The sequence below is a fragment of the Rhizobium altiplani genome (genome assembly GCF_001542405.1).
Taxonomy (GTDB): Bacteria; Pseudomonadota; Alphaproteobacteria; order Rhizobiales; family Rhizobiaceae; genus Rhizobium; species Rhizobium altiplani.
The window spans coordinates 13,654-38,437 of sequence record NZ_LNCD01000075.1; the positions used below are offsets into that span (position 1 = coordinate 13,654).

Annotated in this window: 22 protein-coding genes and 6 pseudogenes; 17 read left to right on the plus strand and 11 right to left on the minus strand. The window is 56.8% G+C overall.

Annotation, left to right across the window (positions count from 1 at the left end):
• Positions 1-257 precede the first annotated feature (257 nt).
• A complete protein-coding gene (locus tag AS026_RS16500; protein WP_131815327.1) occupies positions 258-2,093 on the plus strand; it encodes a PAS domain S-box protein in 1,836 nt (611 codons plus the stop codon).
• On the opposite strand, the gene AS026_RS44580 is transcribed toward AS026_RS16500, so the two are convergent.
• Positions 2,032-2,592: a GGDEF domain-containing protein gene (locus AS026_RS44580; protein ID WP_081687917.1), complete on the minus strand. Its 561-nt coding sequence runs from the start codon at positions 2,590-2,592 to the stop codon at positions 2,032-2,034. The two genes, AS026_RS16500 and AS026_RS44580, sit on opposite strands and share 62 nt — an antisense overlap.
• A 256-nt stretch (positions 2,593-2,848) precedes the next feature.
• On the opposite strand from AS026_RS44580, the gene AS026_RS16510 reads away from it, so the two are divergent.
• Positions 2,849-3,394, plus strand: coding sequence for an HAD family hydrolase (locus tag AS026_RS16510; RefSeq protein WP_202902584.1), 546 nt, complete (start codon positions 2,849-2,851; stop codon positions 3,392-3,394).
• A 162-nt stretch (positions 3,395-3,556) separates the two neighbouring features.
• Here the strand turns inward: AS026_RS16510 and AS026_RS16515 are convergent, their stop codons facing one another.
• Entirely contained in the window at positions 3,557-4,366 is an 810-nt protein-coding gene (locus AS026_RS16515; RefSeq protein ID WP_205634472.1) for a GntR family transcriptional regulator, read from the minus strand.
• Positions 4,320-5,066, minus strand: coding sequence for an ABC transporter permease (locus tag AS026_RS16520; RefSeq protein ID WP_028746958.1), 747 nt, complete (start codon positions 5,064-5,066; stop codon positions 4,320-4,322). The genes AS026_RS16515 and AS026_RS16520 overlap by 47 nt, the downstream gene beginning before the upstream one ends.
• Before the next feature lie 109 nt (positions 5,067-5,175).
• Here AS026_RS16520 and AS026_RS16525 point away from each other — a divergent pair.
• The 7 genes and pseudogenes from AS026_RS16525 (at position 5,176) to AS026_RS16555 (ending at position 11,214) form a co-directional block, all read left to right on the plus strand.
• Positions 5,176-5,927, plus strand: a pseudogene (locus tag AS026_RS16525) (IS6 family transposase).
• Between the two features lie 30 nt (positions 5,928-5,957).
• Positions 5,958-6,431: an ATP-binding cassette domain-containing protein gene (locus AS026_RS16530; protein WP_412770325.1), complete on the plus strand. Its 474-nt coding sequence runs from the start codon at positions 5,958-5,960 to the stop codon at positions 6,429-6,431.
• Positions 6,428-7,135: an ABC transporter ATP-binding protein gene (locus AS026_RS16535; RefSeq protein WP_028746956.1), complete on the plus strand. Its 708-nt coding sequence runs from the start codon at positions 6,428-6,430 to the stop codon at positions 7,133-7,135. The genes AS026_RS16530 and AS026_RS16535 overlap by 4 nt, the downstream gene beginning before the upstream one ends.
• A 9-nt stretch (positions 7,136-7,144) precedes the next feature.
• Positions 7,145-8,017: a branched-chain amino acid ABC transporter permease gene (locus tag AS026_RS16540; protein WP_028746955.1), complete on the plus strand. Its 873-nt coding sequence runs from the start codon at positions 7,145-7,147 to the stop codon at positions 8,015-8,017.
• Positions 8,018-8,024: 7 nt separating this feature from the next.
• Positions 8,025-8,987 (plus strand): branched-chain amino acid ABC transporter permease, encoded by a 963-nt coding sequence (locus AS026_RS16545; protein ID WP_028746954.1) that lies wholly within the window; start codon positions 8,025-8,027, stop codon positions 8,985-8,987.
• A 49-nt stretch (positions 8,988-9,036) separates the two neighbouring features.
• Positions 9,037-10,236, plus strand: coding sequence for an ABC transporter substrate-binding protein (locus tag AS026_RS16550; protein WP_081687914.1), 1,200 nt, complete (start codon positions 9,037-9,039; stop codon positions 10,234-10,236).
• 222 nt (positions 10,237-10,458) lie between these two features.
• On the plus strand, positions 10,459-11,214 hold the full coding sequence (locus tag AS026_RS16555; RefSeq protein WP_028746952.1) for an SDR family NAD(P)-dependent oxidoreductase: 756 nt from the start codon (positions 10,459-10,461) through the stop codon (positions 11,212-11,214).
• Between the two features lie 193 nt (positions 11,215-11,407).
• Here the strand turns inward: AS026_RS16555 and AS026_RS44220 are convergent, their stop codons facing one another.
• Positions 11,408-12,211, minus strand: coding sequence for an Lrp/AsnC family transcriptional regulator (locus AS026_RS44220; RefSeq protein ID WP_328285767.1), 804 nt, complete (start codon positions 12,209-12,211; stop codon positions 11,408-11,410).
• Between AS026_RS44220 and AS026_RS16565 the strand changes: the two genes are divergently transcribed.
• The 4 genes from AS026_RS16565 (at position 12,186) to AS026_RS16580 (ending at position 16,924) form a co-directional block, all read left to right on the plus strand.
• The gene (locus tag AS026_RS16565) at positions 12,186-13,676 is read left to right on the plus strand and encodes a pyridoxal-phosphate dependent enzyme (RefSeq protein ID WP_235777070.1); all 1,491 of its coding nucleotides are present in this window, start codon (positions 12,186-12,188) and stop codon (positions 13,674-13,676) included. The genes AS026_RS44220 and AS026_RS16565 overlap by 26 nt on opposite strands.
• Before the next feature lie 291 nt (positions 13,677-13,967).
• Positions 13,968-15,182, plus strand: coding sequence for a diaminopropionate ammonia-lyase (locus tag AS026_RS16570; RefSeq protein ID WP_028746949.1), 1,215 nt, complete (start codon positions 13,968-13,970; stop codon positions 15,180-15,182).
• Positions 15,182-16,345, plus strand: a complete 1,164-nt coding sequence (locus AS026_RS16575) for a M20 aminoacylase family protein (RefSeq protein WP_028746948.1) — start codon at positions 15,182-15,184, stop codon at positions 16,343-16,345. The genes AS026_RS16570 and AS026_RS16575 overlap by 1 nt, the downstream gene beginning before the upstream one ends.
• Positions 16,346-16,633: 288 nt before the next feature.
• Positions 16,634-16,924: a hypothetical protein gene (locus AS026_RS16580; RefSeq protein WP_028746947.1), complete on the plus strand. Its 291-nt coding sequence runs from the start codon at positions 16,634-16,636 to the stop codon at positions 16,922-16,924.
• Positions 16,925-17,060: 136 nt separating this feature from the next.
• On the opposite strand, the pseudogene AS026_RS43440 reads toward AS026_RS16580, so the two are convergent.
• Both AS026_RS43440 and AS026_RS40070 read right to left on the minus strand, forming a co-directional pair.
• Positions 17,061-17,304, minus strand: a pseudogene (locus AS026_RS43440) (helix-turn-helix domain-containing protein).
• Between the two features lie 328 nt (positions 17,305-17,632).
• Positions 17,633-17,854 carry a helix-turn-helix domain-containing protein gene (locus AS026_RS40070; protein WP_081593644.1) on the minus strand — a complete coding sequence of 74 codons (222 nt, stop codon included), beginning with the start codon at positions 17,852-17,854 and terminating at the stop codon, positions 17,633-17,635.
• Between the two features lie 96 nt (positions 17,855-17,950).
• On the opposite strand from AS026_RS40070, the gene AS026_RS16590 reads away from it, so the two are divergent.
• A complete protein-coding gene (locus AS026_RS16590) occupies positions 17,951-18,862 on the plus strand; it encodes a LysR family transcriptional regulator (protein ID WP_062370602.1) in 912 nt (303 codons plus the stop codon).
• 242 nt (positions 18,863-19,104) lie between these two features.
• Here AS026_RS16590 and AS026_RS16595 read toward each other — a convergent pair whose 3' ends face one another.
• Positions 19,105-20,559 (minus strand): ATP-binding protein, encoded by a 1,455-nt coding sequence (locus tag AS026_RS16595; protein WP_028746944.1) that lies wholly within the window; start codon positions 20,557-20,559, stop codon positions 19,105-19,107.
• A 482-nt stretch (positions 20,560-21,041) separates the two neighbouring features.
• Between AS026_RS16595 and AS026_RS44585 the strand changes: the two are divergent.
• Both AS026_RS44585 and AS026_RS16600 read left to right on the plus strand, forming a co-directional pair.
• Positions 21,042-21,151, plus strand: a pseudogene (locus tag AS026_RS44585) (LysR family transcriptional regulator); the annotation flags it as partial.
• Positions 21,152-21,422: 271 nt separating this feature from the next.
• Positions 21,423-22,334, plus strand: coding sequence for an ArdC family protein (locus AS026_RS16600; protein ID WP_007539539.1), 912 nt, complete (start codon positions 21,423-21,425; stop codon positions 22,332-22,334).
• 52 nt (positions 22,335-22,386) lie between these two features.
• Here the strand turns inward: AS026_RS16600 and AS026_RS40075 are convergent.
• The 4 genes and pseudogenes from AS026_RS40075 to AS026_RS16615 all read right to left on the minus strand — a co-directional run.
• Positions 22,387-22,637 (minus strand): annotated as a pseudogene (locus tag AS026_RS40075) (WGR domain-containing protein).
• Positions 22,638-22,752: 115 nt separating this feature from the next.
• Positions 22,753-23,076, minus strand: a pseudogene (locus AS026_RS44225) (type IV secretory system conjugative DNA transfer family protein); the annotation flags it as partial.
• Between the two features lie 23 nt (positions 23,077-23,099).
• A complete protein-coding gene (locus tag AS026_RS44230; RefSeq protein ID WP_007539535.1) occupies positions 23,100-23,399 on the minus strand; it encodes a hypothetical protein in 300 nt (99 codons plus the stop codon).
• A 143-nt stretch (positions 23,400-23,542) separates the two neighbouring features.
• Positions 23,543-23,785 (minus strand): annotated as a pseudogene (locus AS026_RS16615) (mobilization protein); the annotation flags it as partial.
• A 267-nt stretch (positions 23,786-24,052) separates the two neighbouring features.
• On the opposite strand from AS026_RS16615, the gene AS026_RS44590 reads away from it, so the two are divergent.
• The gene (locus AS026_RS44590; protein ID WP_007539531.1) at positions 24,053-24,631 is read left to right on the plus strand and encodes a MobA/MobL family protein; all 579 of its coding nucleotides are present in this window, start codon (positions 24,053-24,055) and stop codon (positions 24,629-24,631) included.
• Positions 24,632-24,784 lie beyond the last annotated feature (153 nt).

Consider the following 24,784-nt stretch of genomic DNA (forward strand, 5'->3'; position numbering starts at 1 on the left):
GCAGTGGCGGGGATTGCCGTCCGCTCCGGCCATGCACAATTAGACGCGATGTCGAATGACTGGAATTATATATCATCCTCACGCAGATGAGATTTCCAAGTCACTGGTCGTAGGTTCAAACCCGTTCAAGGCGATAATCATTTGGGCCGCCGCCGGCCCAAGCGGATATGCGTTGAACAGACGAGCGAGCACCGGATTCTGTGCTACGTTGCAGCTTATCGACTTCGTGAGCAACGTCCTGCAAGAGGAGCTTGGTTGTGGCTGATGCACGAGAACTGGAGCGCCTCCTCGCGGATGCCAGGGCCGAGATGGTTGGCTTACGAGAGAGCGAGGCCAAGTTTCGTGCGGCGTTCGAAACAATGATCGAAGCCTGCTGCATCTTCGACATGATCTACGACGAGTCTGGCAGGCCCGTAGATTGGAGAATCCTGGAGGCGAATGCCGGATACGAGCAGCAGAGCGGATTGAAGGATGTCGCAGGCAAGTTGGCGAGTGAATTCATGCCCGGGACGAAGCCCTACTGGATTGAAATGTTTGGCCGGGTGGCCGAAACCGGAGTGGCCGAGCAGATCGAAAGGTGGCACCAGCCGACGGGACGATGGGTTCATAGCTCGACGGCCCGCGTCGGCGGTCCTGAAAGCAGGCGCCTGGTCAGCGTCTTTTATGACATTACCGAACGCAAACGCGCCGAAATCGCCCTGCGGGAAAGCGAAAGCAGGTTTCAGCAGTTTGCCAACGCATCCTCATCCGGTCTTTGGATCAGAGACGCGGAAACGTTGGCAATGGAGTACGTCAGCCCAGCTACGGCGGCGATCTATGGCATCGAACGGGAAGCGCTCCTTGGCGATATCAAACGCTGGGCCGCGATGATACTTCCCGAGGATCGGGAGGCAGCCGGGCATCATATGGAGCGTGCCTGTCAGGGAGATTCAGCTATTCACGAGTTCCGTATCCGGCGAAACGACGGTTCTTTCCGCTGGATCAAGGACACGGATTTCCCGCTCTTCGATGAGAAAGGCAAAGTGCAGCGTGTTGGCGGCATCGCAGAAGATGTCACCGAGACAAAGATGGCCGTCGAGCACCAGGGCGTTCTGCTACATGAATTGCAGCATAGAGTGCGCAACATCATGGCGATGATCCGCTCCACGGCCGTCAGGTCTGCTGATGGCGCAACTAATGTGGAAGACTACAAGACTTCCCTTGCTGGTCGCCTTCTTGCCCTGGCTCGCGTCCAGACCCTTCTGACGCGCCAGGCCAATGCGGGTGGATCGCTGCGCGACATTCTCGAAAGCGAGATCGGCACACAAGCCCACTCCGAAAATCAGTACGAATTGACTGGCCCCGAGATAATGCTGTCGCCCAAGGCCGTGGAGGTTCTCACTTTGGCCTTCCACGAGTTATCGACCAATGCTTTGAAATACGGCGCCCTCTCAGTCAGCAGTGGCAAGGTAACTGTTACCTGGAGCCGTTTTCAAAGGCGGGAGAAACCCTGGCTCGCCATCGACTGGATCGAAGAAGGCGGACCACCGCGTCCGCCGCCGACGCGCCGTGGTTTCGGTTCGGAACTCATCGAAGCCAAGATCCCCTACGAGCTGAGGGGGACAGGAAAGACAACGATCGAGCCAGATGGAGCCAGATGTCATATTGAGCTTCGTCTTCGCGAAGCTGAAAGCATTCTCGAAACCGACGCGCCCGTACCCACACGGCTCTATGGAGGGACTATCGACATGACCGGGGCACCTGATCTGAGCGGCAAGACGATCCTTGTGATGGAGGACGACTACTACGTCGCGTCGGATACGGCCGCCGCTTTGCGTGGCGCCGGAGCCGTTGTTCTCGGACCGTCTCCTACAGTTGAAGATGCAATTCATGTGCTAGAAAATGATACCCCGTCCTCGGCGGTGCTCGATCTGAACCTCAGTGGCGGCGGTCCAAAATTTGCCATCGCTCACCGATTGCTCGAACGCGGCATACCGTTCGTCTTTTTCACAGGATACGACCCGGACGTCATCCCTGATGAGTTTGCGCATATCACGCGTCTACAAAAACCGATTGCGCTGCGCGATGTCGTAGAGGCTGTAAGCCGGCTTTAGAACCGGAAGATGGATGACCGCTTAAGTGCTTTCCAGCCAGAACATCGTGCGTGGCAGCGGGTTGATGGTTCACTTCCCGTCGAGGCGACTGCCTGAGGTACTTCGAAAGCACACGCCCCTGGCCCTTCTCCTGACGGGTTGCGCGGAATTGCTCCGCAAGCGAGAACCCTACAACGAAACTCACCAGTTCCTTCAAAGTAGGGACTCGATGATGTACCCGAGCGAAGGCCAAGCCTTGAGCGGCTGTCGTGCGGTTTCTTCCTGCAGACTTGGACGTATAGAGCGCCGCATCGGCCAGGTCGATGATCGCGGACGGGTCGTGCGGCTCGTCGAGCGTTCCAACGCCCACGCTAACGGTCACTTTGCCGAACTCGCTGGCAGCGCGAACTAGACTCCTGCAGCCAAGCTGCCGCCTCAACCGTTCGCCGACGGCGACCGCACCGGGCTCATCGGTATCCGGAAGGATGATCGCGAACTCTTCGCCCCCGTACCGGGCGATTACGTCGCCGGGTCTGGTACGGAGGGCCTTGAGCTATACCTAGCTCCGAATCTGGCGCTTCTCATGCTTGATGATATTGAGGTAATTCGCCGCGCGTTCTTGGGCTCAAAATGAAATATCGCCGCTTTCTCTGTGACCTCGATGACACCTTGCTCGATTTCAAAGCCTCGGAGCGGTTATCGTTTGGGCGCGCATTGTCCAGCTTGGGGATGGACGGGGAAGATGAGCAGTTGTTTGCTGCCTACAGAGGGAAAATATGCTGCTCTGGTCGGAGTTCGAAAAGGGAAGGGTCCAAAAGGAAACCCTGAAAGTCGAGCGGTTTCGACGCGTTTTCGTGCAGCACGATATCGACGCCGATCCTGAAACGGCAAGCGCACGCCATCTGCAGTTTTTACCGGAAACTGTCGTACTGGTGGAGGGCGCGGCCGAACTCTGCGAGATGTTAGCAGGGATAGGGGAGGTTGGGATCATCACTAACGGGATTGAGACGGTTCAAGCGAAGCGCATCGAAAATTCATGCCTTGCCCCGTGGCTCAGCTTCGTGGCGACATCAGAGACATGCGGCTTTGCCAAACCGGACATCCGGTTCTTTGGGTACGCGGCACGCAGATTCCGGACTTTTAACAAAGACGAAGCAATCATAGTGGGTGACCGGCTGGATGCGGACATTCTTGGGGCAAACCAGTTCGGCATCGAGAGCTGCTGGTTTAACCCGCTGCGCGCGAAAAACTATAGCGCGGCGGTGCCGACGATTGAGGTGGCGCGGCTAAGCGAAATTGCGGGGCGGCTTCTTGGCAGGTAGCATCCTACCCAGAGTCCTGGTCGAGAACACCGGAGTGTTCCATCGGGTAGTACAGAGGCGCAGCGGCATAACCTAGATCATGACGACTGCGCCATCATTCAATTAGGTCCACAGCAGTAACCGACGCAATGATGAAGATAGACCGGCATGGTCTGACCCCAGCTACTGGTAAACGTCCATCGTCCTCGTCAGGCGCGCAATGAAATCGACCATATCGTCTCCGAGGAGGTTCAGATGCTCTGTCGCGGCCGTCGCTGCAGCTGAAGGATCCTTGGCTTTAATTGCATCAATGATTTTTCCGTGCTCGCCGATCGTGGCTGCCATTCGACCTGGAAGATAGGTCACGTGCCTGCGATACATCGACACGCGGCGACGCAGCATCCTGGTCTGGTCGGCGATAAACTCGGTATGCGAAGCATCATAGAGAAGTTCATGGAACTCGCCATTGATCTCGTAGAAGCGATCGGGATTGTTGGAGCCCAGTTCCTCTTCGAGACGTCCCTGGATCTCCAGGAGCTGTGCGATTTCATCTGGAGTTGCGCGCCTTGCCGCGTATTTGGCACACATGCCCTCCAGATTAGCCATCGTTTCGAACATCTCCATCAACTTTGGTATGGAAATGGCCGCCACTGACACGCCTTGCCTGGGACGCATCTCAAGCATCCCCGTGGCGATAAGTGCTTTGATGGCTTCGCGCATTGGCGTGCGCGAAACCTGAAACTGCTCGACCAGCGCCCCCTCGTCGATGCGGGCGCCCGGGGGAAGCCGACCGGTGATTATCATCTCCTCAAGTGCTTCGCGCAGTTCGTCTGATCGGCTCACTTTTTGCCGGCTCTCGCTCTCGCTATTGCCTTTTGACGATCGAACACTTTCTTTTGCAACCATCGGCCTGATTTCCGCCTGCTCGATTAGAGTCTCGAGTAGCTTAATCCCACCAAATGAACCTCCTAAGCAAGCCCGCCAGAATGCCATACAGAATAAGACTTGCCACGGAGGACAGTACGACTGCAGACCAGACTGTGATGGAATCGATTTGTGAGGTTGCTCGATAGATCGTTTGGCCGACACCGGAGTAGGCTCCGAGCATCTCCGTCACGATGACGACGACCGTGCTTCGGGCGAAGCCGACTTTTAGTCCCGTCGCGACTGACGGGAGTGAAGCCGGGAGCCGAAGGCGGACCAGAACCGATAGAGACTTTGCCCCGAAACTCCGATAGAGGTCGATGTGAGCGGGCAGCGGACTGTTTAGACCTGCCAGGGTGTTGATGAGCACCGGGAAGCTCACGGTCAGCGCCGCAATCGCAATCTTGGAGCTGAAGCCCACTCCGAACCAGATGAGGGCCAGGGGCACGAACGCGACGGTCGGCACCATGTTGATCATCACTGCCAGCGGCATGATCGCGCGCTGGAGCGGCGGAGCCAGGACAAATGCGATAGCGAGTGCTATCCCGATTGCCGAGCCGATTGCGAAGCCGGCCAGCGTTTCTCCGATCGTGATGACGAGATCGTTGAGCAGTGCAGAAGCCTGCGAACCCATGAACCCTGCTATATTTAGCGGAGATGGGAGAATGAACGGCTGAATACCGAATGTAACGACCACCAATTGCCACGCGACCAGCGCGGCGAGAAGCATGGCCGCGGCGGGAAAAAGGGAAGCAGCTTTCCGCATCATTCGCTCCTCCACCAGATAAATCTTTTCTCACACAGAGCGATTAGGCCGTAAAATGCGCCACCGACCAGGCCAGTGGTGACGATCAACACCCATGTTCGCAGGACGGGTGATGTCACGTTATCGGTGGCTTAATGGTCGGCGGTTAATTGGGCGAGGATGAGCTCGACGAGGATTAGTTACAAGAACCACCGATTTCCGCCGCAGATCATCGCGCATGCGGTCTGGCTGTATTTCCGGTTTCCTTTGAGTCTGCGGCTTGTCGAGGAAATGCTTTTGGAGCGCGGCATTGTCGTATCTTACGAAACGATCCGGCGATGGGGCCGCAAATTCGGTGCGGCTTACGCGAAGCAGTTGCGCAGAAAGAAGCCGTCTCGGAAGGATATCTGGCATTTGGACGAGGCGGTGATTTCCATTGGCGGCCGGAAACATTGGCTTTGGCGCGCCGTCGATCAGGACGGCTACGTTCTCGACGAGATCGTCCAGGGCCGCCGCGATACCAAGGCAGCCAAGCGATTGCTGGTCAGACTGCTGAAGAGGCAAGGCCTGACGCCGAAGCGCATCGTCACCGACAAACTTCGCTCATACGGAGCAGCAAGACGGAATGTGATGCCGGGCGTCGAACACCGATCGCACAAGGGTCTGAACAATCGTGCTGAAAATTCCCATCTGCCGCTGCGAAAACGAGAACGGGTGATGCAGGGCTTTCGTTCGGTTGGCGGCTTACAACGTTTTATCGCGGTCTTTTCAGCGGTCAGAAATCTTTTCGTCCCGTCTCACCAGAAACGTTCCGCCCTCGCCACTCACATTCATCGCATCCGCGCAGTAGCGCAGTGGAAAGCCGTAACCGGCGTAACTGCCTAAGTTCACTGGCAGACGCCTCGTTTGGCTTCGGTGAAACAAAGTGACATCACCGGCGAAACACTTCTCAACAACTGGTTCAGGCCATCGGCCGTCAGGGAGAGCGAAGTCGCGACAAGAAAACTGGCTTGGGAGACGCTCGAGTTTTTGGAACTGACAGAGGTGGCGCATCAAAAGGCGGGACGACTTTCCGGGGGTCAGAAGAAGCTGCTCGAGCTTGGACGCACGATGATGACACGCGCTGAGCTGGTCCTGCTCGACGAGCCAGCCGCGGGCGTTAACCGCACGCTTCTTCGGAAGCTCGAAGAGAAGATAACATATCTCAACCGAGAGAGAGGATACACCTTCATCTTGGTAGAGCATGACATGGAGATGATTAACAAGCTGTGCCACCCGGTTATCTGCATGGTGGACGGCCGAGTCCTAATCGAGGGCACCTTCGATGAGGTGTGTGCGGACGAGCGCGTACTTCAGGCCTATCTCGGGGAAACGAGGCTGCCAGCATGATGGATGTTCTTGCGATCAGCGGGCTCCACGCTGGCTACACGGATGTAAACATACTTCATGACCTCAATCTTTGCGTTCGGGACAAAGAGATAGTCACGATTATAGGCCCAAATGGCGCTGGGAAATCCACTGCTATGAAAGCGGTTTTCGGGCTTCTCCGCATAGGCAGCGGTTCGATTGTAGTTTCGGGTTGCAATGTCACCGGCTGGCCTTCGAGCAAAATAGTCAAATCAGGCGTCTGCTATGTCCCGCAGGTCAATAACGTGTTTGGCGACATGACCGTACACGAAAACTTCGAGATGGGAGGATTCCTGAGATCGGGCGACCTGTCGGAGGCATTCGAAAACGTTTACCAGCTTTTTCCCGATCTGCGCGACAAGCGTAAAAAGCTAGCAGGCAGCCTGTCTGGAGGGCAGCGCCAGATGGTCGCAATGGGCCGGGCCCTTATGCTCTCTCCCAAGCTACTTCTCCTCGATGAACCGACTGCTGGACTGTCTCCGAAGTACATGGAGCAGATCTTCACGATTTGCCGCGATGTGCGCGATTCCGGAGTCGCTATCCTACTGGTGGAACAACACGCGAAGCAGGCCTTGGAGTTTTCCGATCGCGGCTACGTGTTGGCGCAGGGGCGAAACCGCTTCACCGGAACTGGAAGCGATCTCTTGAATGATCCGGACATCGCAAGAATGTTCCTTGGAGCATAGGATTCCCCCATGAACGCTCTTGAAATTATCAATTATCACCTTATCCCCGGCCTGGTCATTGGAACTACCTACGCTCTCGGAGCAATAGGGGTTACCTTGGTCTTTGCTATCATGCGACATGGTCACATTGCGCACGGCGATATGTCCGCACTCGGGGCATTTATCGCGCTTTTAGTGGTGACGTCGCTTGGCATCTCTCCGTACGCCGCCCTCCCACTGGCCATGGTTTTCGGAGGTCTGGTTGCGGTGGGAATCGATCAGGTATTTTACGGTCCGCTCCGCGCACAGCCAAAGCTTATCTCTACCATGGCATCGTTCGGCGTCGCGCTTATAATCAGGTCGCTGATACAGATGTACTGGGGCGTCCAGACGCAGGTCTACAACCACGGCATTTCCCGACCGACGAACTGGCTTGGGATGCGGTTGAAGCCTCAGGAGATCATGACGTTTGTCATAACCATCGGAATCATTGTTGCTCTGCAGCTCTTTCTCAACCGTTCCAAGTGGGGAAAGGCGATGCGGGCCATGTCTGACAATCCAGATCTTGCGGGAGCATGTGGCGTCGACATACGCAAGGTCACTGTCCTGACATGGTTGCTGGTTGGCGCACTTTGCGCAGCGTCCGGCTTCTTTCTCGGGATCAACACCGAGCTTAAGTCCACCATGGGATGGAATATTCTCCTCCCAGTTTTTGCCGCAGCAATTCTCGGCGGCGTCGGAAGAATAGAGGGTGCAGCTGTTGGCGGCTTGATCGTCGGTCTGGCCGAAGAATTCTCGGTGCTGTTTCTACCCGCGGAATACAAAGCTGTCTGCTCGTTCGCAATCCTCCTGATTGTTCTTCTGTTGCGTCCGACCGGAATTTTTAACGGAAAAGTATTGTGAGGACATCATGGATTTCCTGAGCTTCTTGAACTATCCAGTCTACCTCCTGCTTTTTCTCTGTATCTATGGCTGCCTCTCCATCGCACTGAACATACAGTGGGGCTACGCAGGGTTATTCAATGCGGGCATCGCGGGTTTCTTTGCGATAGGCGCTTACACTTCAGCGATCCTCACTTCTCCAGCATCCGCTGATCACGTTGGTGGTTTTGAGATGCCAACCGCAGTGGGCATCGTCGCAGCGATGGCGCTCTCAGCAGCGGTGGCCTGGCCTGTCGGCAAGGTCTGCCTTCGGTTTCGTTCCGATTATCTGGCGATAGTGACGATCGGATTCGCCGAGACGATAAGAATTGCGGCTAAGTCTGAGGAATGGCTGACAAACGCGGCTCGGGGCATCAGCAATATTCCGCGACCGTTCGGGGACTATGGCTACAGTTTGTCACAGTTTCTGTACCTTCTGTTCCTCGCCGTCGTTCTACTCGTTGTCTACCTCCTGGTGGAGCGGCTTGCGATCTCTCCTTGGGGACGGATGATGCGTGCAATACGCGACAACGAGATTGCCGCGAGAGCAATGGGGAAGAATATCGAAAGGAGACGGATGGAGGCGTTCGTCCTCGGATCGGCTCTCATGGCACTCGCCGGCGCGCTCTACGTCCACTACGTGCGAACGATAACGCCAGAAGCGATCGACCCGACAATCATAACCTTCTTGGTTTGGATCATGGTGATCTTGGGAGGTTCGGGAAACAGCCGTGGTGTCCTCCTTGGTGCTTTGATCGTTTGGATCATCTGGTCGTCCTCGGAACTCCTCACAGACCAGCTTCCGGACGCTCTTGCGGTGAAGGCAAAATATGCACGCATGCTCTTGGTCGGGTTGCTTTTCCTACTAGTCCTTCGCTTCCGGCCATCGGGCCTGCTACCCGAGCCAGATTTTGGAACTCAAGGAGAACGACAGTCCAAGCAAAAAAGATAGGTATGGAAGTGAAGAAAAGCTCAGTTGAAACACAACAAGGGGAATGAGAATGAAAGACTATCTCACACTGGCCACTCTAGCGGTTACTATGTCGCTTGGTGCGGCAAATGCAAATGCTGACGATATTAATATCGGTCTCGTGGGTGGCATCACCGGGGGTGCAGCGGCCTTTGCTCCCGAGATGCTCAATGCTCAAAGGTTTGCGTTGAAACAGATCAACGACCAGGGGGGCATCCTGGACGGAAAAAAGATCGTTGGTATCGTTGCTGACGACGGATGCACTCCACAGCAAGGGGTGGACGCCGCGACCAAGCTGGTCAACGTCTCTCATATCCAAGGCATGGTGGGACCGTTCTGTTCGGGCGCTCTTCTAGCTGTTGCGAACTCCGTGACGATTCCAGCTGGTCTAACGGTCATCAGCTCGGGAGCCACCTCGCCAGAACTCACTAAGCTGAAGGATAACGACACGGTTTTCAGAACTGTGCCATCTGATCTTCTGCAGGGAGCGGCCGTAGCTCATGCGTTGCTTGAAAAGGGCATCAAGCAAGCGGCGGTATCGTACGTCAACGTCGATTACGGACGAGGCCTGGCGGATGCATTCAAACGGTCTTACGAAGCTGATGGCGGCAAGATCACCGGTTACGCCGCCCACGAGGAAAACAAGCCTTCGTACAGATCGGACATTGCGGAGCTAGCCAAGGGGGGAGCTGAAACGCTTGTCATCTTTGACTACGGTGACTCGTCAGGGCTCACGGTGCTGCGCGAGGCGATTGAGGATGGTTCTTTCAAATCCTATTACGGAGCTGAAAGCATGCGCTCTGCAACCATTCTCAAAACGATCGGGGCGGAGAACCTCGAAGGTTTCACTGCTATCGTGCCGATTGGCGAAAAGTCCGAATCGCTTGACGTGTTTCGCAAGTCATTCAAGGAGTTCGGAGGTGATCCGACGGCCGTCCTGACCGATGCCTCCTACGACGCGGCGTTCCTTATGGCCCTCGCGATCGAAAAGGCCAAAGGTGACAAGGAAAAAATTCCCGAGAGCCTTCGTGCAGTCGCGAGCGGACCCGGCGAGCCGATTCGACCGGGAGAGTGGAAAAAGGCAAAGGAGCTCATCGATGCGGGTAAGCCGATCGACTACAAGGGCGCTGCAGGGGACTTGAACTTCGACGCAGGTGGCGACGTCAGCGGTCTTTTCGGCACATTCCAGGCCGAAGAAGATGGTTGGAAGCAGGTCGGCGAAATCCGCTAAATTGCTTGGCCCGGGCCGGAACGGCTCGGGCGACCTTCTACAGTAGATCAGTAACGTCTGTTCTCTCAGCGGAAGCAAGTGACCACCCGAGGGTTAAGGTCACGCCCTCGACGCGGCCTATAGCTAGATCATCAACGTTTATTGTCGAGAGGTTGGTGTGAATACTAGCGAGAGCGCAGCTCTATTTGAATGAACAGCTACTCAACAGCGGATTTGGACACGATGAAACTTGATGGGCGACGCTTTATCATAACTGGGGCAGCCTCTGGAATAGGGGAGGCGGTTGCGCGCCTCTTCCACTCGGAGGGAGCCAAGGTTGGCATCTTGGACTTGGATCGGAAGCGCGCGCAGAGTGTGGCCGAGGAAATCGGCACGGGAGCGGCGTTTGCGCAGACCGATGTTAGCGACGTAGCCTCCGTGGAGGCCGCGGTTGCCGAAATATCCAAAGCGCTCGGCGGTATTGATGGCGTCGTAAATTGCGCCGGCATTGATCTTGTTCGAAAGTTCGAGCACACAGATGTTGGTGATTGGCATAAGCTCTATTCGGTAAATGTCTTCGGGCCGGTATCGGTATGCCGATCAGCATTGCCTTACATCAGAAAGTCCGGGAACGGTGGAACCGTAGTGAATGTCGCATCCGCCGCTGGACTGCGCCCTCTCGAAGAGCGCTCGATCTACTGCTCGTCGAAGGCAGCCCTGATTATGTTTACTAAGGTACTGGCGGTTGACCTAGCTTCGGACGGCATTCGTGCCAACGCCTTTTGTCCTGGCATTACCGACACGCCCATGCTTCGTCGCTCGTATGAAGACGCGCCCAATCCTCAGGCTGAACTGGATCGAATTCTTGAACGGTATCTCATAAAGCGTATCGCGACGGCTCGCGACATGGCCAATGCGATCCTTTTCCTAAGCTGCGCCGAGTCGTCACATATGACCGGATCGACGTTGAACGCGGACGGCGGTCGCGTATTCTACTGACCCGCAAGACGACCGGCTCAGTCACAACTTTAAGACAGCTAGCGCTACGCCATCCTCAAATTCGAACACTCGCGGTCACACTCACCATCTGGGCGGGCATGGGCTGCCAGCTGTTCCTCTGAGGAGAGGTTCTCCTTTTTGATATACGCAAGCGGCTTTCATTCGTCAGACAGGCTCGGGCGGCTCGTGGATTTTAGAACGGCACATCCAACGAGGCCTTGACGCTGTTCATGACAACGAATGTCTGAAATCGTTTAACGTTATTGTTTTCGAAGAACAGCCTCTTAGTGAGACGTTCGTATTCCATCATGTTCTCGGTAATAAGCACGAGAATGAAATCCATCTCCCCCGTAACATAGTAGCACTGTTGCACCTCCGGAGCCGCAGTAAAGTTCTGCTTTGCATCCTCAATGAGGTCGATAGATTCACTGTGAACCTGGACATGGGCAATGATTGTAATCGGCCGACCGACCTTCACAGGATCAACCACAGCAACGTTTCGAACTATAATTCCGGCATCCTGCATCCGCTTGATGCGACGTTGCACAGCGGGCGCCGACAAGCCGACGCTCTCGCCAATCGTGCGTTGCGGCGTAGAGTTATCCCGCTGGAGGATACGAAGAATGGCCAAGTCAAAACTATCAAGCTCGACCGGTGAATGAAACTTAGCCAATGATGCCTCGCCATGAAACAAAAGTGCATATCTAGCCGCGGAATACAGCGCCGCTTTCACCGAAAATGCAATATCTCTTCTCTGAAAGAGGTTTGAAAACAGCGACGGCAGAGGAGCTCCGACGCCTTCGGTCGTAAGGGCCAGGTGTGGTGAACAGCGGACCGTTTGGGGAGGCAAACGTAAGGGCACCAAAGGCCTTTGCTGTTCGTGAACAGGATCCCGGACGAAGATGAGCTGCCCACGGCAGGGCATCCAAAGAACTCGTGAGAAAAGGTTCTCGGAGCAAAGGAAATCTATGATGGAAACCAGTTTGTTTGACAGCATTGAGGTAATCGACCGGAAGGCGCGCAGCTCGGCAGTGACGCGCGCCAGATCACGCGGCATTCGCCTGCCGACATTCTCTCAGCTCGCGGGTCAAAGCCCGATGCCGGAGGACATTGCTGCGTCTCTCAAAAACGTGTCTAGCGATGTAGCGCAACCTGAAAACTTATGGCGCGTAAACTGGTTCAACGCTCCGGATAGAAAGAGCAGAGGTGCATTACCCGACTACGTCGTGCTTCCCAAGACGTTTACACGAACAGAGGCGCCCGTCGTTGTCCTGTTGGGCTCTCACTTTCCGATGATCGCTGCCCACAAAGTCCTCCCCGCTTATGCGTGCCTCGTAACAAAACTGGTGTCGGGGCGCTTCGATCCGCTTCATCATCGCGCGATCTGGCCCTCGACTGGAAACTATTGCCGAGGCGGTGTCGCGATATCGCGGATACTCGGCTGTGACGGCATTGCGGTGCTCCCGGAAGGCATGAGCAAGGAGCGATACCAATGGCTGGCGCACTGGGTCGCTGACCCCTCGCATATTATTCGCACGATCGGGACGGAGAGTAACGTCAAGGAGATTTATGACAAGTGCCATGAGCTGGCCATGCGGCCTGAGAACGTGATCCTGAACCAATTCTCCTCGTTCCCTAACTACTTTGCCCACTATCTTTGCACGGGCTCCGCCTGTGCTGCCGTCTTCAGTGATCTGCAGAAGGCTCCCACTACTAGGCTAGCTGCATTTGTGTCGGCGACAGGTTCCGCAGGAACGATAGCCGCGGGAGACTTTCTTAAGGACAACTTCGGCGCGAAGATAGCAGCTGTGGAGGCTCTCGAGTGCCCAACGCTTCTGGAAAACGGATATGGAGAACATAACATTCAGGGAATCGGCGACAAGCATGTGCCACTGATCCATAACGTGATGAATACGGATTTTGTGATCGGCGTCTCGGATCGTAGCTGCGAAAGAATGAACGTTCTAAGCAGGGGGCCAGAAAATCGTAGCTGGCTAGCCAGACAGCTTGGTCTTGAAATTGGAGATTTGAATTTCTTAGACTACATCGGTATTTCCGGCTTCGCGAACATAATCGCTTCGATAAAGCTGGCAAGGCAAATGAACTATGGTCCGGGGGATGTCGTGATGACCGTCGCGACGGACGGCGCTGCTCTCTATTACAGTGAGGCGGAAAGAACCCTATCTGTCAATCACTCCCGTGGTCTCTCAGATGCCGATCGGTCATCATTTCTAGAAGAATGTCTGCGTGAGGAGTTGGCAGACAGCGTATTGCAGACAGAGGCGCGTGATCGCAGGCGGATGTTCAACCTGGGATACTATACCTGGGTCGAACAGCAAGCCATATCTCCCGAGGACTTCGACGCGCGCAAGTCTCAATCATTCTGGAAGCAGGCCGCGGGGCTATGGGCTGAGTGGGACGAACTGATCATTGATTTCAATAGGGAAACTGTCGGGCGATAATGATCGACTCAATGGCTTCCTTCTAAATTCACAACGGTGCTGCAGCCGCTCAGTAGATCGCGCGGCAGTAATCTTAGGATCAAGCGCTTTGTAGTGAGGCATTTGGTGCGAAAGGCCGGACGTGTCCTTCTGCATGCGGAGTACGCGTATGAGATGTGCGTCGCCGTATGTGCGATGGCTTATACTCGTTTCGTAGCGCTTGGGCGAGGCAGCTCAAACCTGTTGCTCAAAGTTTCAGCGCGAAGTCTTTCGATTATACCATCATCGTTCAAACAAAAGGTGAAGCAAAGCATGCTCATAGTGAATAACAACGCAGATCATGGAACGGCCCTGGATCCAGCTGATGCAGAAATGCTGAGTAACGATTCTGCAGAAATCGTCGAGCGCTTTCTAGAGTTCCGCGAGGGGCACAAGGCCACTCCGCTAGTGTTGTTGTCTGATCTGTCACAGAAGCTGAACGTCGAGAGTATCTTCGTAAAGGACGAAGGCCAGCGTCTCGGCCTGGGCAGCTTCAAGGCGCTGGGCGGGTCGTATGCAGTTACCCGGCTAGTGCTTGAGGAGGCCTCCCGGGCTCTGGGGCGAATTGTTGATGTGTCGGAGCTTCACGCACCCGAAGTAAAGGCGGTTGCGCACGAGCTGACCTTCGCGTGCGCCACGGACGGCAATCACGGTCGTTCTGTCGCCCAAGGTGCACAGCTTGTGGGAGCTGCGTGCGCGATTTTCGTGCACACTGGAGTCAGTGCACGGCGCGTTGCGGCGATTGCTAAATTCGGGGCAAAAATAATCAGGGTCGATGGCAACTACGATGATTCAGTAGCAGAGGCAACACGAGTCTCTTTAGAAAAAGGTTGGCAGATTGTATCGGATACTTCTTGGCCGGGTTACGAGCGTATCCCTAGGTTTGTGATGCAAGGTTACACCGCTCTACTCGCTGAGGCGGTGCGCCAGATGCCCGAGAAACCGACCCATGTCTTTGTACAGTCAGGAGTGGGTGGTATTGCTGCAGCGGCTGCAGGATATTTCGCTCTTTTGTATGGTGACGATCGCCCATTCTTCACCGTGGTAGATCCCTCCCGCGCCGCGTGTATTGTGGAGAGTGCGCGCGCAGGCATGGCAGTGAAGATTAGGCACGGAGAGCCGACCGTGATGGCAATGCTAGAATGCTACGAACCTTCGATGGTGGCATGGCGTATCCTATCGAGGAGCGCCGATGCTTTTATGACTGTAGAGGAGGACGAGGCGATCGGAGCCATGCGCCTACTTGCCAATCCCGTGAAAGCTGACCCGGCGATCGTATCCGGCGAAAGCGGTGGCGTCGGGCTGGCCGCTCTGGTCAAAGTGTGCGGTAAGTCAGATTATCGGTCCAAGCTCAAGCTTGGAGCGGGCAGTCGCGTGCTTCTTATTAACACGGAGGGCTCTACAGACCCCGTTCTTTATGAGGAGCTCGTGGGTGCCACTCCAGAACAAGTTGCAGCCCGTTCGATCGAGATTGGGGAGAAGCCGTAATGCCTGATTTTGAGGAACTAGAAAAGGAGATGACGGAATGGCGGCACGACCTCCACCAGCATCCGGAATTTGGGTTTGAAGAAAAGCGCACTTCGAGGTTTGTCGCCGCCAAGCTCCGCGAGTTCGGTCTCGAGGTCGTGGAGGGGCTTGGCGGAACGGGTGTGGTCGGCACTCTCAGGCGAGGGACAGGGAACCGTTCGATCGCGTTGCGGGCCGACATGGACGCGCTTCGAATTACTGAGCAAAGCGATCTTTCATATAGGTCATCAAATCCGGGCGTCATGCATGCTTGCGGCCATGATGGGCACACATCGATGCTGCTCGGAGCGGCCAAGCATCTCGCCGCGGAAGGCGGCTTCAACGGGACGGTTCAATTCGTATTCCAGCCAGCCGAGGAATGGGGCAGGGGTGCGCTGTCGATGCTTGAAGACGGCCTGATCGACCGTTTCCCCTTCGAGGAGATTTACGGCATCCACAATATGCCCGGCGTACCTGTCGGTGTCCTTATGACGAAGCCCGGCGCGATGATGTCTGCCGAAGACAACTTCGAGATCATCCTGACTGGCGTCGGCGGCCACGCCGCCCGGCCGCACTGGGGCAACGAAGTTCTCGTGGCCGCCTGCGCCGTTGTCACCAATCTGCAGACAATCGTGGCGCGAAGGGTGAGCCCGACGGATGTCGCCGTGGTTTCCGTCACCGAACTGATCACGGACGGTACCCGGAACGCGCTTCCAGGTCTGGCTCGGATCCTAGGAGACGCCCGGAGCTTCAAGCCGGAGGTCAGCGAGAACATCGAGAAGCAGATGCGGATCATCGCCGAGGCGACCGCTGCAGCCTACAATGTCTCGGCGGAGATAAAATACTCGCGCGAGTTCGTGCCTCTGATCAACGATGAGGAGCTCGCCAAAGAAGTGTTCGAGGCAGGTCGCACCTTCCTACCCGAAGACAATGTCCAGACCATCACGGAGCCCTTTACGGGGTCTGAGGACTTTGCCCACTACCTTGGCAGGGTTCCCGGTTGCTTCCTCAACCTTGGCAACGGCGAGGACTCAGCTCCGCTTCACAACCCGCGCTACGACTTTAATGACGCTGGCCTCATCTATGGCGTCAAAACCCACGCCGCCATCGTGCGACGTCGTCTCCCGGAGGCAGGCTCCTCCTGAGGAGAAGCTCCCCGACTGCAAAGCCTCAAAGTCAAGAATGGCGCGCCCTATCTTCAGCGAGCGACTATCGCGAGTCTCCGAAAAAGAGAATGACATAAGGCTGCCGGCCCCTGGCACTGGATGCCGACAGCGGCGAGATCATCGCGCATGCCATGACGGGTCAGGATAGTGGCGATGCCTCGCAGGTGGAGCCGCTCCTCGCCAGATCCTCGCCCCCATCGGCTAGCTCACGGCCGATGGCGCCATGACGGTAACCCGACTTCGCCGTCGTCACCAGGCACAGCTCCGATGCTGCCGTTGTCATTCCGCCGCGCGCCAACGCGTTCGACCAGCCGGATCCCGAGCCAGCCAGCCGGCGCGATCGGCATATCGCGGGGATCGACACGGCCGGCGGATGAAGTGGCGAGCCGCGACTGGCTACGGCAAGCGTTCTCTCGTCGAGCCGCGATCCGTCGTTACAAATCGATCATCGGACGTGCGAGCGCGATCCTTCGGGCGCAAGAGGCCGAGGTCGCCACCGGCTACGCCGTCGATTTGTTTGGAGAGGCGATATTTCCCGCGCTCCAGATGGTTGTCTGAAAGCCGTGATTGCTTCCGACTACCTGGATGTCCGTAACTCGGTTCCATAAAACAGCGTTATGTACCAACTCGTTGATTGCGTTCGAGCGCCGGCCTACCTGTTGCGGGTTGCTGGTTCAGATCCTTTCAAGGCGACCTAGCTATCTGCTCCTTCGCGCTCGCCGCTGATTTCGCGGTCGTTCAGACGAATTCCGGGGCCACCTGAGCCAGTATATTCGCCGTTAATGAAAACTATTCCCGCTTCCAACACTGTTCGGATGGCGCTGACCGTTCTTGCCTTCAGTTCGTCGCCTCGCTCAAAACGCACCAGGGGTGTTCGTGGATACGGACGCTGCTTCTGCCAGCTCTTTGACACTCATGCCAAGTGCAGTGCGCGCCATCTTGCATTGGATCGGCAACAAAATCGCTATCCTATGTTGAAATCGCCTTGACGTTGCGATTTATGTTCAATCAGTGCAATCACGTGCAAGAGTGATTCTTTAGAAAATTATACCTAGTTCCGACAGGCGGCGCGAGGCAACTGCGCATGCGTCAAATCGGAACGAGCTCGGACTCGTACTCCATGGAACTGTGCCAGCCCTCGTATTTCAAAACCGTGGCCGAGGAGTTGCACTTCGACGGGCCGCGGCGAGGATGCAGATTGCCCAGCCGCGCTCAGCAATCATGTCAGGACGCTGGAGCGGGAACCTGCTCAAGCCACGCGAAGTATCAGGCGTGCTCGTCATCTGGTGCTATGAGGTCGACATGACTAACACCCAGAGCTTGAGCCAATTCGTAGAGCGTTATCACAGTTGGATTTCGTCGCCCGCGCTCAAGGCCACTCAAATATTGCTGACTGTAGCCAGAGCGCGCCTCGACGTCTTCCTGCGTGAGGCCTTTCTCGCGGCGCAGACGAGCAAAATTACGGCCAACCAGTTTGCGCATATCCATGCCCGGAAGATCGCCGTTTACATCTTTTAAGTTTATCAACTATAGTATGTAACTCGGTAGTGCCTCTCAGCGGCTTACGCGAGGAGAACAGTCTTCATGGAACTCCGCCAACTCTCCTATTTCAAAGCAGTGGCCGAGGAACTGCACTTCGGCCGGGCGGCAGCGCGGGTGCGGATTGCCCAGCCGGCGCTCAGCAATCATGTCATGGCCCTGGAAAGGGAGCTTGGCTGTGCGCTGTTCATCCGCTCGACCAGACGGGTGGAACTGACCAGGGCAGGGGAAACCTTCTACGATCGCTGCGTGCGCATCCTCAGCGAGGTCGATCTGACCACCGAACTGACGCGGGCGGCCGGCGGCAGCCGCATGCGCCAGATCAAGATCGGCACCGTCTATCCGGCCACCATCGGCATGCTGCCGACCTTCCTTGCGAAGATCGCCCGCAAGTTCCCGGACGTGAAGATCCATATCGCCGCCGGCAACACCGGCGAGATCATCCGCAACCTGGAAAGCGGCCAGATCAATCTCGGCTTCATCCGCCCGGTGGAAAACATCGGCGCCTTGCGCTTCTTCTCGATTGCCTCCGAGCGCTACTATCTGGCGGTTGGCCATGGCAATCCGCTGGCCGAGCGCGACGAGATCACCATCGACGACCTCAGCGATCAGAAGCTCATCGCCTTTTCCAGGCAGAACCTGTCGTTTTCCGAGCGCTACTTCCAGGAGAAGTTCGAGGCCTACGACCTGGTAAAGAACATCGCCTACAGCTGCGACGACACCTGGTCCTTGGTGTCGCTCGTCTCGGCCGGGCTTGGCATCGGCTTTGTCCCGGAATGGACGCGCGAGCTTCCGAACCGCGCCTTCGAACTGAAGAAGGTCAGAGGCATCGACTTTCGGATCGGGCTTGGGGTCGCCTGGAACCGGGAAGATCCGACCGCCGCACGCGACGACATCGTCGATATTGCCCGTTCGCTGGCACGGCCGGGGCGGGGCGCTCTGAACAAGGTTGGGTAGCGACGCGACGGAAGGTGGCTCACCACGGATCGACGCGGAGCAAAGCGGGTTGGCAAAACGAGCGCTGCAAAGTCCGCCCCTGCCGCGACAGCTGCTCCTGTTTCGGCTGCCGACGAAATGGCAGAGCTGTTTCGGCTGGAGGAAGAAAACCAGATGCTGTGCAAGTCGCTTGCAGAAACGCTTCGCCAGAGATTTAGGCAACCAATGTGAATTCGAATCCCGTCTTGGCTAGGGCCTCTGCCTCATACGGCCCAGTAGGGAACGTATCTTGCGTTTCTCCTGCCCTGATCCGGGTCCGCCGGCGCGATACGGCCGAGTTTGATCGATTCCGCGATAATGGTGGATACTGCCTGATACTCTTCCGCCGGAAGCGAGAACCGTTCTCTTAGGGTCGCATTACTCATGTAGTCATGGGTTAGCCAGCGCAGAACGCAGTGGAAGAAACACGCTCTCATCTTCTCTGCCTTCGACATCTGACTGAAGCTTTTGGGTGCGAACAGCACGACACGCATTGAGTTCTCGGACGAGATGAAATCCGGAGCGGGAAGATGCTCCGCTTCAATCTCGATCAGCGTCTTGTCGAGCCCGCCACCGCGCTCCTCGCAAAGGCCGAATGAACGCATCGTGGCTGCCAGCTTTTCGTTTCGGGAGCGGCGTTCGTCGAGCATCCGGTCGGTATTGATCAAAGAGTTACCCGGGTTACTGATCTCAACCCGGTTATCATAGATCTCGACCACAGGGCCCACCCCGGTTGCCATGAAATCCTGGTGGATGAGTGCGTTGGCAATCACTTCCCGAATGGCTGTTTCCGGGAAGTGCGGAACCATGCGTCGCACTCCCTCGATGTAGCGTTCGTCTTTGGGCAGGCGTTCCATCAGGAATTTCATCATGCCGGTGAAGCCGACCGCGTAGCCCTTTTTGCCTTCCTGTTCGAAGTCGGACCGAGATTTGTCACGGCCGACATATTTGACGATGCGAACGGCTTTCCCGGCGATGGACGGAAAAGCCGTGACATCGCGGGCCAGCATGATCGCGCCGAGGTTGGTAATGTCGAACCGGCCTTCAAGATTATCCAGAACAAACCCTCGATCCGCCATTTTGCGGATCACCTCTTCTTGGCTCTTCGGCCTTGGCTCGCCGGTCAAATCGAACATAGGATCTGGATCGAGCAAGGCGAAGACGTCTTCCGTGCTCGCGTTGGATGTAGCAACAGCTGTTTCGAAGCGGCGTCTTCCGGTGGCTATCCAGAGTGCCCGCTCGTGCTCGGGAAATTCGGCGAGCTTTTTCTTGTTTTCGCCGATCCGGACGAATTCCGTACCGCTGAACTTTACCGGCCGTTCATAGGACGGTTCGATGGCAATCACGGAATATGCAAGACCGTCGCACGAGAAATCCAGAACCTCGACGAGGACACGCGGCTCGATCATCCGGCTCAGCCAATTGGTGAAATCCTCGTTCCCTTGCTTTAGCTGTTGCAATCGGAGCTCGGTCCCCACGCGTTTTTTCGTGTGGTCCTCCACTCCGAAGACAAGGAAAGCACGATCCCTGCTAGCCAGCATGGCTGAATTCGCGAGGGCGGAAACATATTCACCAATCTCGCGCGGGTCCTTGTTGTTGACCTTGAATTCCAGCCAGGCACTTTCGTTCGGCTCTTGAAGTAACCGATTGAGCAATGCGCATGGATCATGGATTGGCATTTTCGCGTCCTCATTTTATCCCCCTTATATCAGATTCGACCCTGTCGTAATGATCTTTCGAGGAAATCTGCAAGAATTTTTCCAGCAAAAACAATGCGATGATAACAAGATTCGGGCGAAAGTTTTTATCCTGGTTTTGAACCAGTGGGAGAGGAGCAGGGCGACTGATGACGCAGGCGCGTTTTATCCCCCTTTAGTCGGGATCGCCATTGTTTAGGCATTAAGTACCGAAATAAATCAAACAAAAACGATATGATGCAGACTGCTATTAGGTTTGAATAATATCGTCGTTATGTCGGAACCGCGGTGATGATGACGCGATGAGCGCCGTCATGTGTCCGATTGTGACCGAGAGACGCGGGTAACGTGATGGCTTCACAACTCGACATGTTTGCACCGTCCCCGGCAGAGCACGAAGCGCCTGTTGTAAGACTCCTCGGAGACGAAGCGGCGTGATTACAATCTCTTAGCGAAGAGGTGCGGGGATCGACTTTCGGATCGGGCTTGGGGCGCGTGAAACCGGGAAGATCCGACCGCCTCGCGCGACGACATCGTCGATATCGCCCGGTCGCTGGCACGGCCGGGGCGGTGAGGGCGGCCGTGCTCGACTGACCTCGTGATTGCTCGGCCGCCCGCCCGCCGATCCTTGATTGGTCTGCCTGCCGTTGACCATCCCATCTGCCGGCCGCGCTCCGCGTCCTGCCCCGGCTTTTGGTCCTGCCGGGCTCGCGCTGGCCCGCAACGGCGTTGCCGTCCTCCACTGTCGTTCCGGCCCTGTCGGGTGCGGGCCAGCGCTGAAAAGCCCGGCATGCGGACCGCCGTAGCAGGTCGCGATGGTCGCGACCTCAAACGGAGGGTCAAACATGACGAGGCAGCCAACCAAGCAACGATCCGATCTCTACAGCCGCATCACCGACAAGATCGTCGCCGAACTCGAACAGGGTGTCAGACCCTGGATGCAGCCCTGGAACACGGCCTATGCCAGCGACCGGATCACCCGGCCGCTGCGCCACAATGGCGAGCCCTATTCTGGCATCAACGTTCTCATCCTCTGGTCGGAGGCGATCGCCCGTGGCTTTACCTCGGCCACCTGGATGACCTTCCGTCAGGCTCGCGAATTCGGGGCGGCGGTGCGCAAGGGCGAGACCGGCACCACCGTCGTCTTTGCCAGCTCGTTCCTGCGGGCCGAAACCAGCGACACCGGCGAGGCGGTTACGCACGACATCCCGTTTCTGAAAGCCTACACGGTGTTCAACTGCGACCAGATCGACGGGCTAGGCGAGCGCTGCCGGCCCGTTGTGCCGGCTCCAGATCCGATCGTCCGCATTGGCCATGCCGACCGCTTCTTTGCCAATACCGGCGCCCTGATCCGGCACGGCGGCTCGTCGGCCTACTACGCACCGGCCCGCGATCACATCCAGATGCCGGCCTTCGAAGCCTTCCGCGACGCACAATCATACGCTGCAATCATGAGCCATGAATTGACCCACTGGACGGCGGCCGCGCATCGTCTCGATCGTGACCTCAGCCGCTACGCCAAGGACAACAGCGCACGCGCCCGCGAGGAACTGATCGCCGAACTCGGCAGCTGCTTCCTCTGCGCCGATCTCGGCATCGTGCCCGAACTCGAACCACGGCCTGACCATGCGAGCTATCTCGCCGCCTGGCTCAAGCTGCTCTCAAGCGACACGCGGGCGATCTTTACCGCCGCCAGCCACGCGCAGCGCGCTGTCAGCTACCTGCACCATCTGCAGCCCGAAGGGGAGACGGCGTGAGCCGTCTTTTCCCCTCAACGGAGCCGCTCGCAAGGCCGGCACCGGGTCAGTCTCAGGCTCTAAGGTTCGGTCGATAGCCGCGGGAACGCTTCTGAGCAAGCGGTCTCGGAAAAGGACGGCAGCCTCTTTCTCGCTGTTGAAGAGGTGCACTCTCTGTTGGCCGAGTCTTCCGATCCGTCCCCAATTGCGGGTAAGCGACACGTCACCAAACAGGGTCGACTCGATCGACAACTGATAGAAACGAGCCATGTTTCTCTTGAAGTCGGTGCGCTCAATGCGGAGATGGTAGCGTTGTGCGATCATAAGGGAACAATCGCAAAGTCGTGTCCGAGGCGTCCAACGACTTTTCTGAATCAATCGAGCGTAACTGATTCATGTTGGTTATGGCGATCACCGAGTGAACAATGAAGCAAACTCCGACGAACAGAAGTTCATCGGACGCGGGCAGATTGCGAACCCCGTCCGGAGTCAAAAGAGGACGTTCGACATGCTGCTCGGCAAAGGACGAGCCGGACGTTTCCGGGTCCATAGCGCGTGCCGCTGATTTGAAGATTACGGTCACCTGACCGAGGAGGTCGGAGACGAGACGGGCGCTCCCATGATCGTTGACGCCAACCTGGAGCACGCCAGCATTCGACAGAAATGGAGCAGCGCGATGTCCGCGGGTCGCGCACCGTTGATGGACATCTTGACGAATGGTCCAGAGCTGCACGCCATAGCCCGCCATCAATCCAACACCCTTGCCGCTTCGCGTCTGCGCCATCGTTAGAGGTGCGCCGCCTCGTCAGATCTAAGCAGCTGTTGTGTGCGCAGATCACGACCAATGAGCAGGCCACGCCGTGAGCGAACGAGTGGTGCGATTTCACGTTTGTCGGCGAAGCGGGCGGATCCGTGGCTGTCGTCGCTCGCCGATCCGAAGTGCAGGATCAGAGGGGCCGACAACATCCTGATGAGCAGGATGATCGCAAAGGCGGAGAACACCCAATTGCCGATCATCGAGATGAGATCGCCTTTCTCGGATCCGAAGCTCTCGCCGACATACTGAATAACGATGGCGGCGCCCATCACCGTGATCGCATAAGTTGCCTATAGCAGATCGCTTTGCTGTCCGAAGAGGAATGGTGAGAAGTGCGACAGCTGCCAATAGTGGATCGCGGGCTGCCATGCGCATCATATCGTGGCGGCGTACTTGATTTCCCGAGGACGGATCATGACGCTATGTTGTCATCCTTTGGCGACTGCTCTTGGCCGTGTGGCTTTAGAAGATCATCGAACAATTCCCGGTCGCCCTCCCGAATGAGGAACTTCGGTAACTCGCGTTGAAGCCATTCGAGAAAGGGTCGTGACGATGATGCATGGTCGCCATTCTCGAGCCGATGCAGCACCAGTGCTCCAATCAGCACCTTGCGGCGCGTATCGATTGCGCGCTCCTGCTTACTGAGACGCATCTCCGCTTTTGTTTTCGCCCGAGTCTACGGCCAACTGGCCCGCCAGCTCGCAGGTTGCACGGCAACGAAGGTCGCCTAGCGGGTGCTCTCCGGCAACTCGCATATGTGTGGGTAGAAGCACGCGATCGAAAACCTAGAAATAGAACGCGGACGTTGCCGCATAGTCCCACCGGGGCCGAAGAGCCGAAGGCGATGAGGGCACAAGGGCGCACTTACGAGTTGCTGCGCAACTCGGCGTGCGGGAGCCCAGATCCGCGGGAAGGGTAGGAATTGGCGATCTATCACTTCAGCATGAAGCCGATCGCTCGCAGTGGCGGGCGCAGTGCCGTAGCCTCGGCCGCCTACCGGGCGGCTGAACGCCTCACAAACCAGCGGGATGGGCTGACCAATGACTTCACCAACAAGCAGGGTGTCGAGCATACCGAAATCGTGCTGCCGACCGGAATGCCTGCGGAGTGGGCAAAGAAGCGGTCCGACCTGTGGAATTTGGATATCGCTTCTAGCAACCTCTCTTGGTTCTCCTACAGGGACTATAGCGTTCCCCGAAACGAACCCATCATCGCGCCCAATGAAACCGTCCGAAATTCGGTCTTGAAAGCGCGGCTGAAAGAGCAAATCCGCCAGGCAAGCTGCGTGATCGTGCCCGCCGGTATGTACGTGAACGATCGTTTCTGGATACAAACGGAGATCGACTTGGCGCTCAACGCGTTCATGTACCCCAAGCCGATCATTGGCATCAGGAGGCGCAGCCAGCAAAGAACACCGGTCGAGCTCGAGCGCCAAGCAAACGTGATGGTCAACTGGAACAGCAACAGCCTGGCCACCGCGATATACGAGGTCTGCCGATAGGCCAAAAAGGGGCGGTCTGCGCTACTCCCCGATGTTGCCTTCCCCCAAAAAAGGAGGCGACCTCTTCTTGTCGGGCTTGTGGACCTTTAGCGCCAAGGTTCGCGCCTTGCCCCCAGGTTAATTGTATTACTAGCGAGCCCGAAGGCTTTCGGC

Coding starts and splice junctions, on each gene's coding strand:
- AS026_RS16555 (WP_028746952.1), top strand. CDS start 10,459: ATGAAACTTGATGGGCGACGCTTTATCATAACTGGGGCAGCCTCTGGA.
- AS026_RS44220 (WP_328285767.1), bottom strand. CDS start 12,211: ATGCTGTCAAACAAACTGGTTTCCATCATAGATTTCCTTTGCTCCGAG.
- AS026_RS16600 (WP_007539539.1), top strand. CDS start 21,423: ATGACGAGGCAGCCAACCAAGCAACGATCCGATCTCTACAGCCGCATC.
- AS026_RS16515 (WP_205634472.1), bottom strand. CDS start 4,366: ATGGCATTCTGGCGGGCTTGCTTAGGAGGTTCATTTGGTGGGATTAAG.
- AS026_RS16540 (WP_028746955.1), top strand. CDS start 7,145: ATGAACGCTCTTGAAATTATCAATTATCACCTTATCCCCGGCCTGGTC.
- AS026_RS16520 (WP_028746958.1), bottom strand. CDS start 5,066: ATGATGCGGAAAGCTGCTTCCCTTTTTCCCGCCGCGGCCATGCTTCTC.
- AS026_RS40070 (WP_081593644.1), bottom strand. CDS start 17,854: ATGGATATGCGCAAACTGGTTGGCCGTAATTTTGCTCGTCTGCGCCGC.
- AS026_RS16550 (WP_081687914.1), top strand. CDS start 9,037: ATGAAAGACTATCTCACACTGGCCACTCTAGCGGTTACTATGTCGCTT.
- AS026_RS16510 (WP_202902584.1), top strand. CDS start 2,849: ATGCTGCTCTGGTCGGAGTTCGAAAAGGGAAGGGTCCAAAAGGAAACC.
- AS026_RS16535 (WP_028746956.1), top strand. CDS start 6,428: ATGATGGATGTTCTTGCGATCAGCGGGCTCCACGCTGGCTACACGGAT.
- AS026_RS16545 (WP_028746954.1), top strand. CDS start 8,025: ATGGATTTCCTGAGCTTCTTGAACTATCCAGTCTACCTCCTGCTTTTT.
- AS026_RS16570 (WP_028746949.1), top strand. CDS start 13,968: ATGCTCATAGTGAATAACAACGCAGATCATGGAACGGCCCTGGATCCA.
- AS026_RS16590 (WP_062370602.1), top strand. CDS start 17,951: ATGGAACTCCGCCAACTCTCCTATTTCAAAGCAGTGGCCGAGGAACTG.
- AS026_RS16580 (WP_028746947.1), top strand. CDS start 16,634: ATGCTGCCGTTGTCATTCCGCCGCGCGCCAACGCGTTCGACCAGCCGG.
- AS026_RS16565 (WP_235777070.1), top strand. CDS start 12,186: ATGGAAACCAGTTTGTTTGACAGCATTGAGGTAATCGACCGGAAGGCG.
- AS026_RS16575 (WP_028746948.1), top strand. CDS start 15,182: ATGCCTGATTTTGAGGAACTAGAAAAGGAGATGACGGAATGGCGGCAC.
- AS026_RS16595 (WP_028746944.1), bottom strand. CDS start 20,559: ATGCCAATCCATGATCCATGCGCATTGCTCAATCGGTTACTTCAAGAG.
- AS026_RS44230 (WP_007539535.1), bottom strand. CDS start 23,399: ATGGGCGCCGCCATCGTTATTCAGTATGTCGGCGAGAGCTTCGGATCC.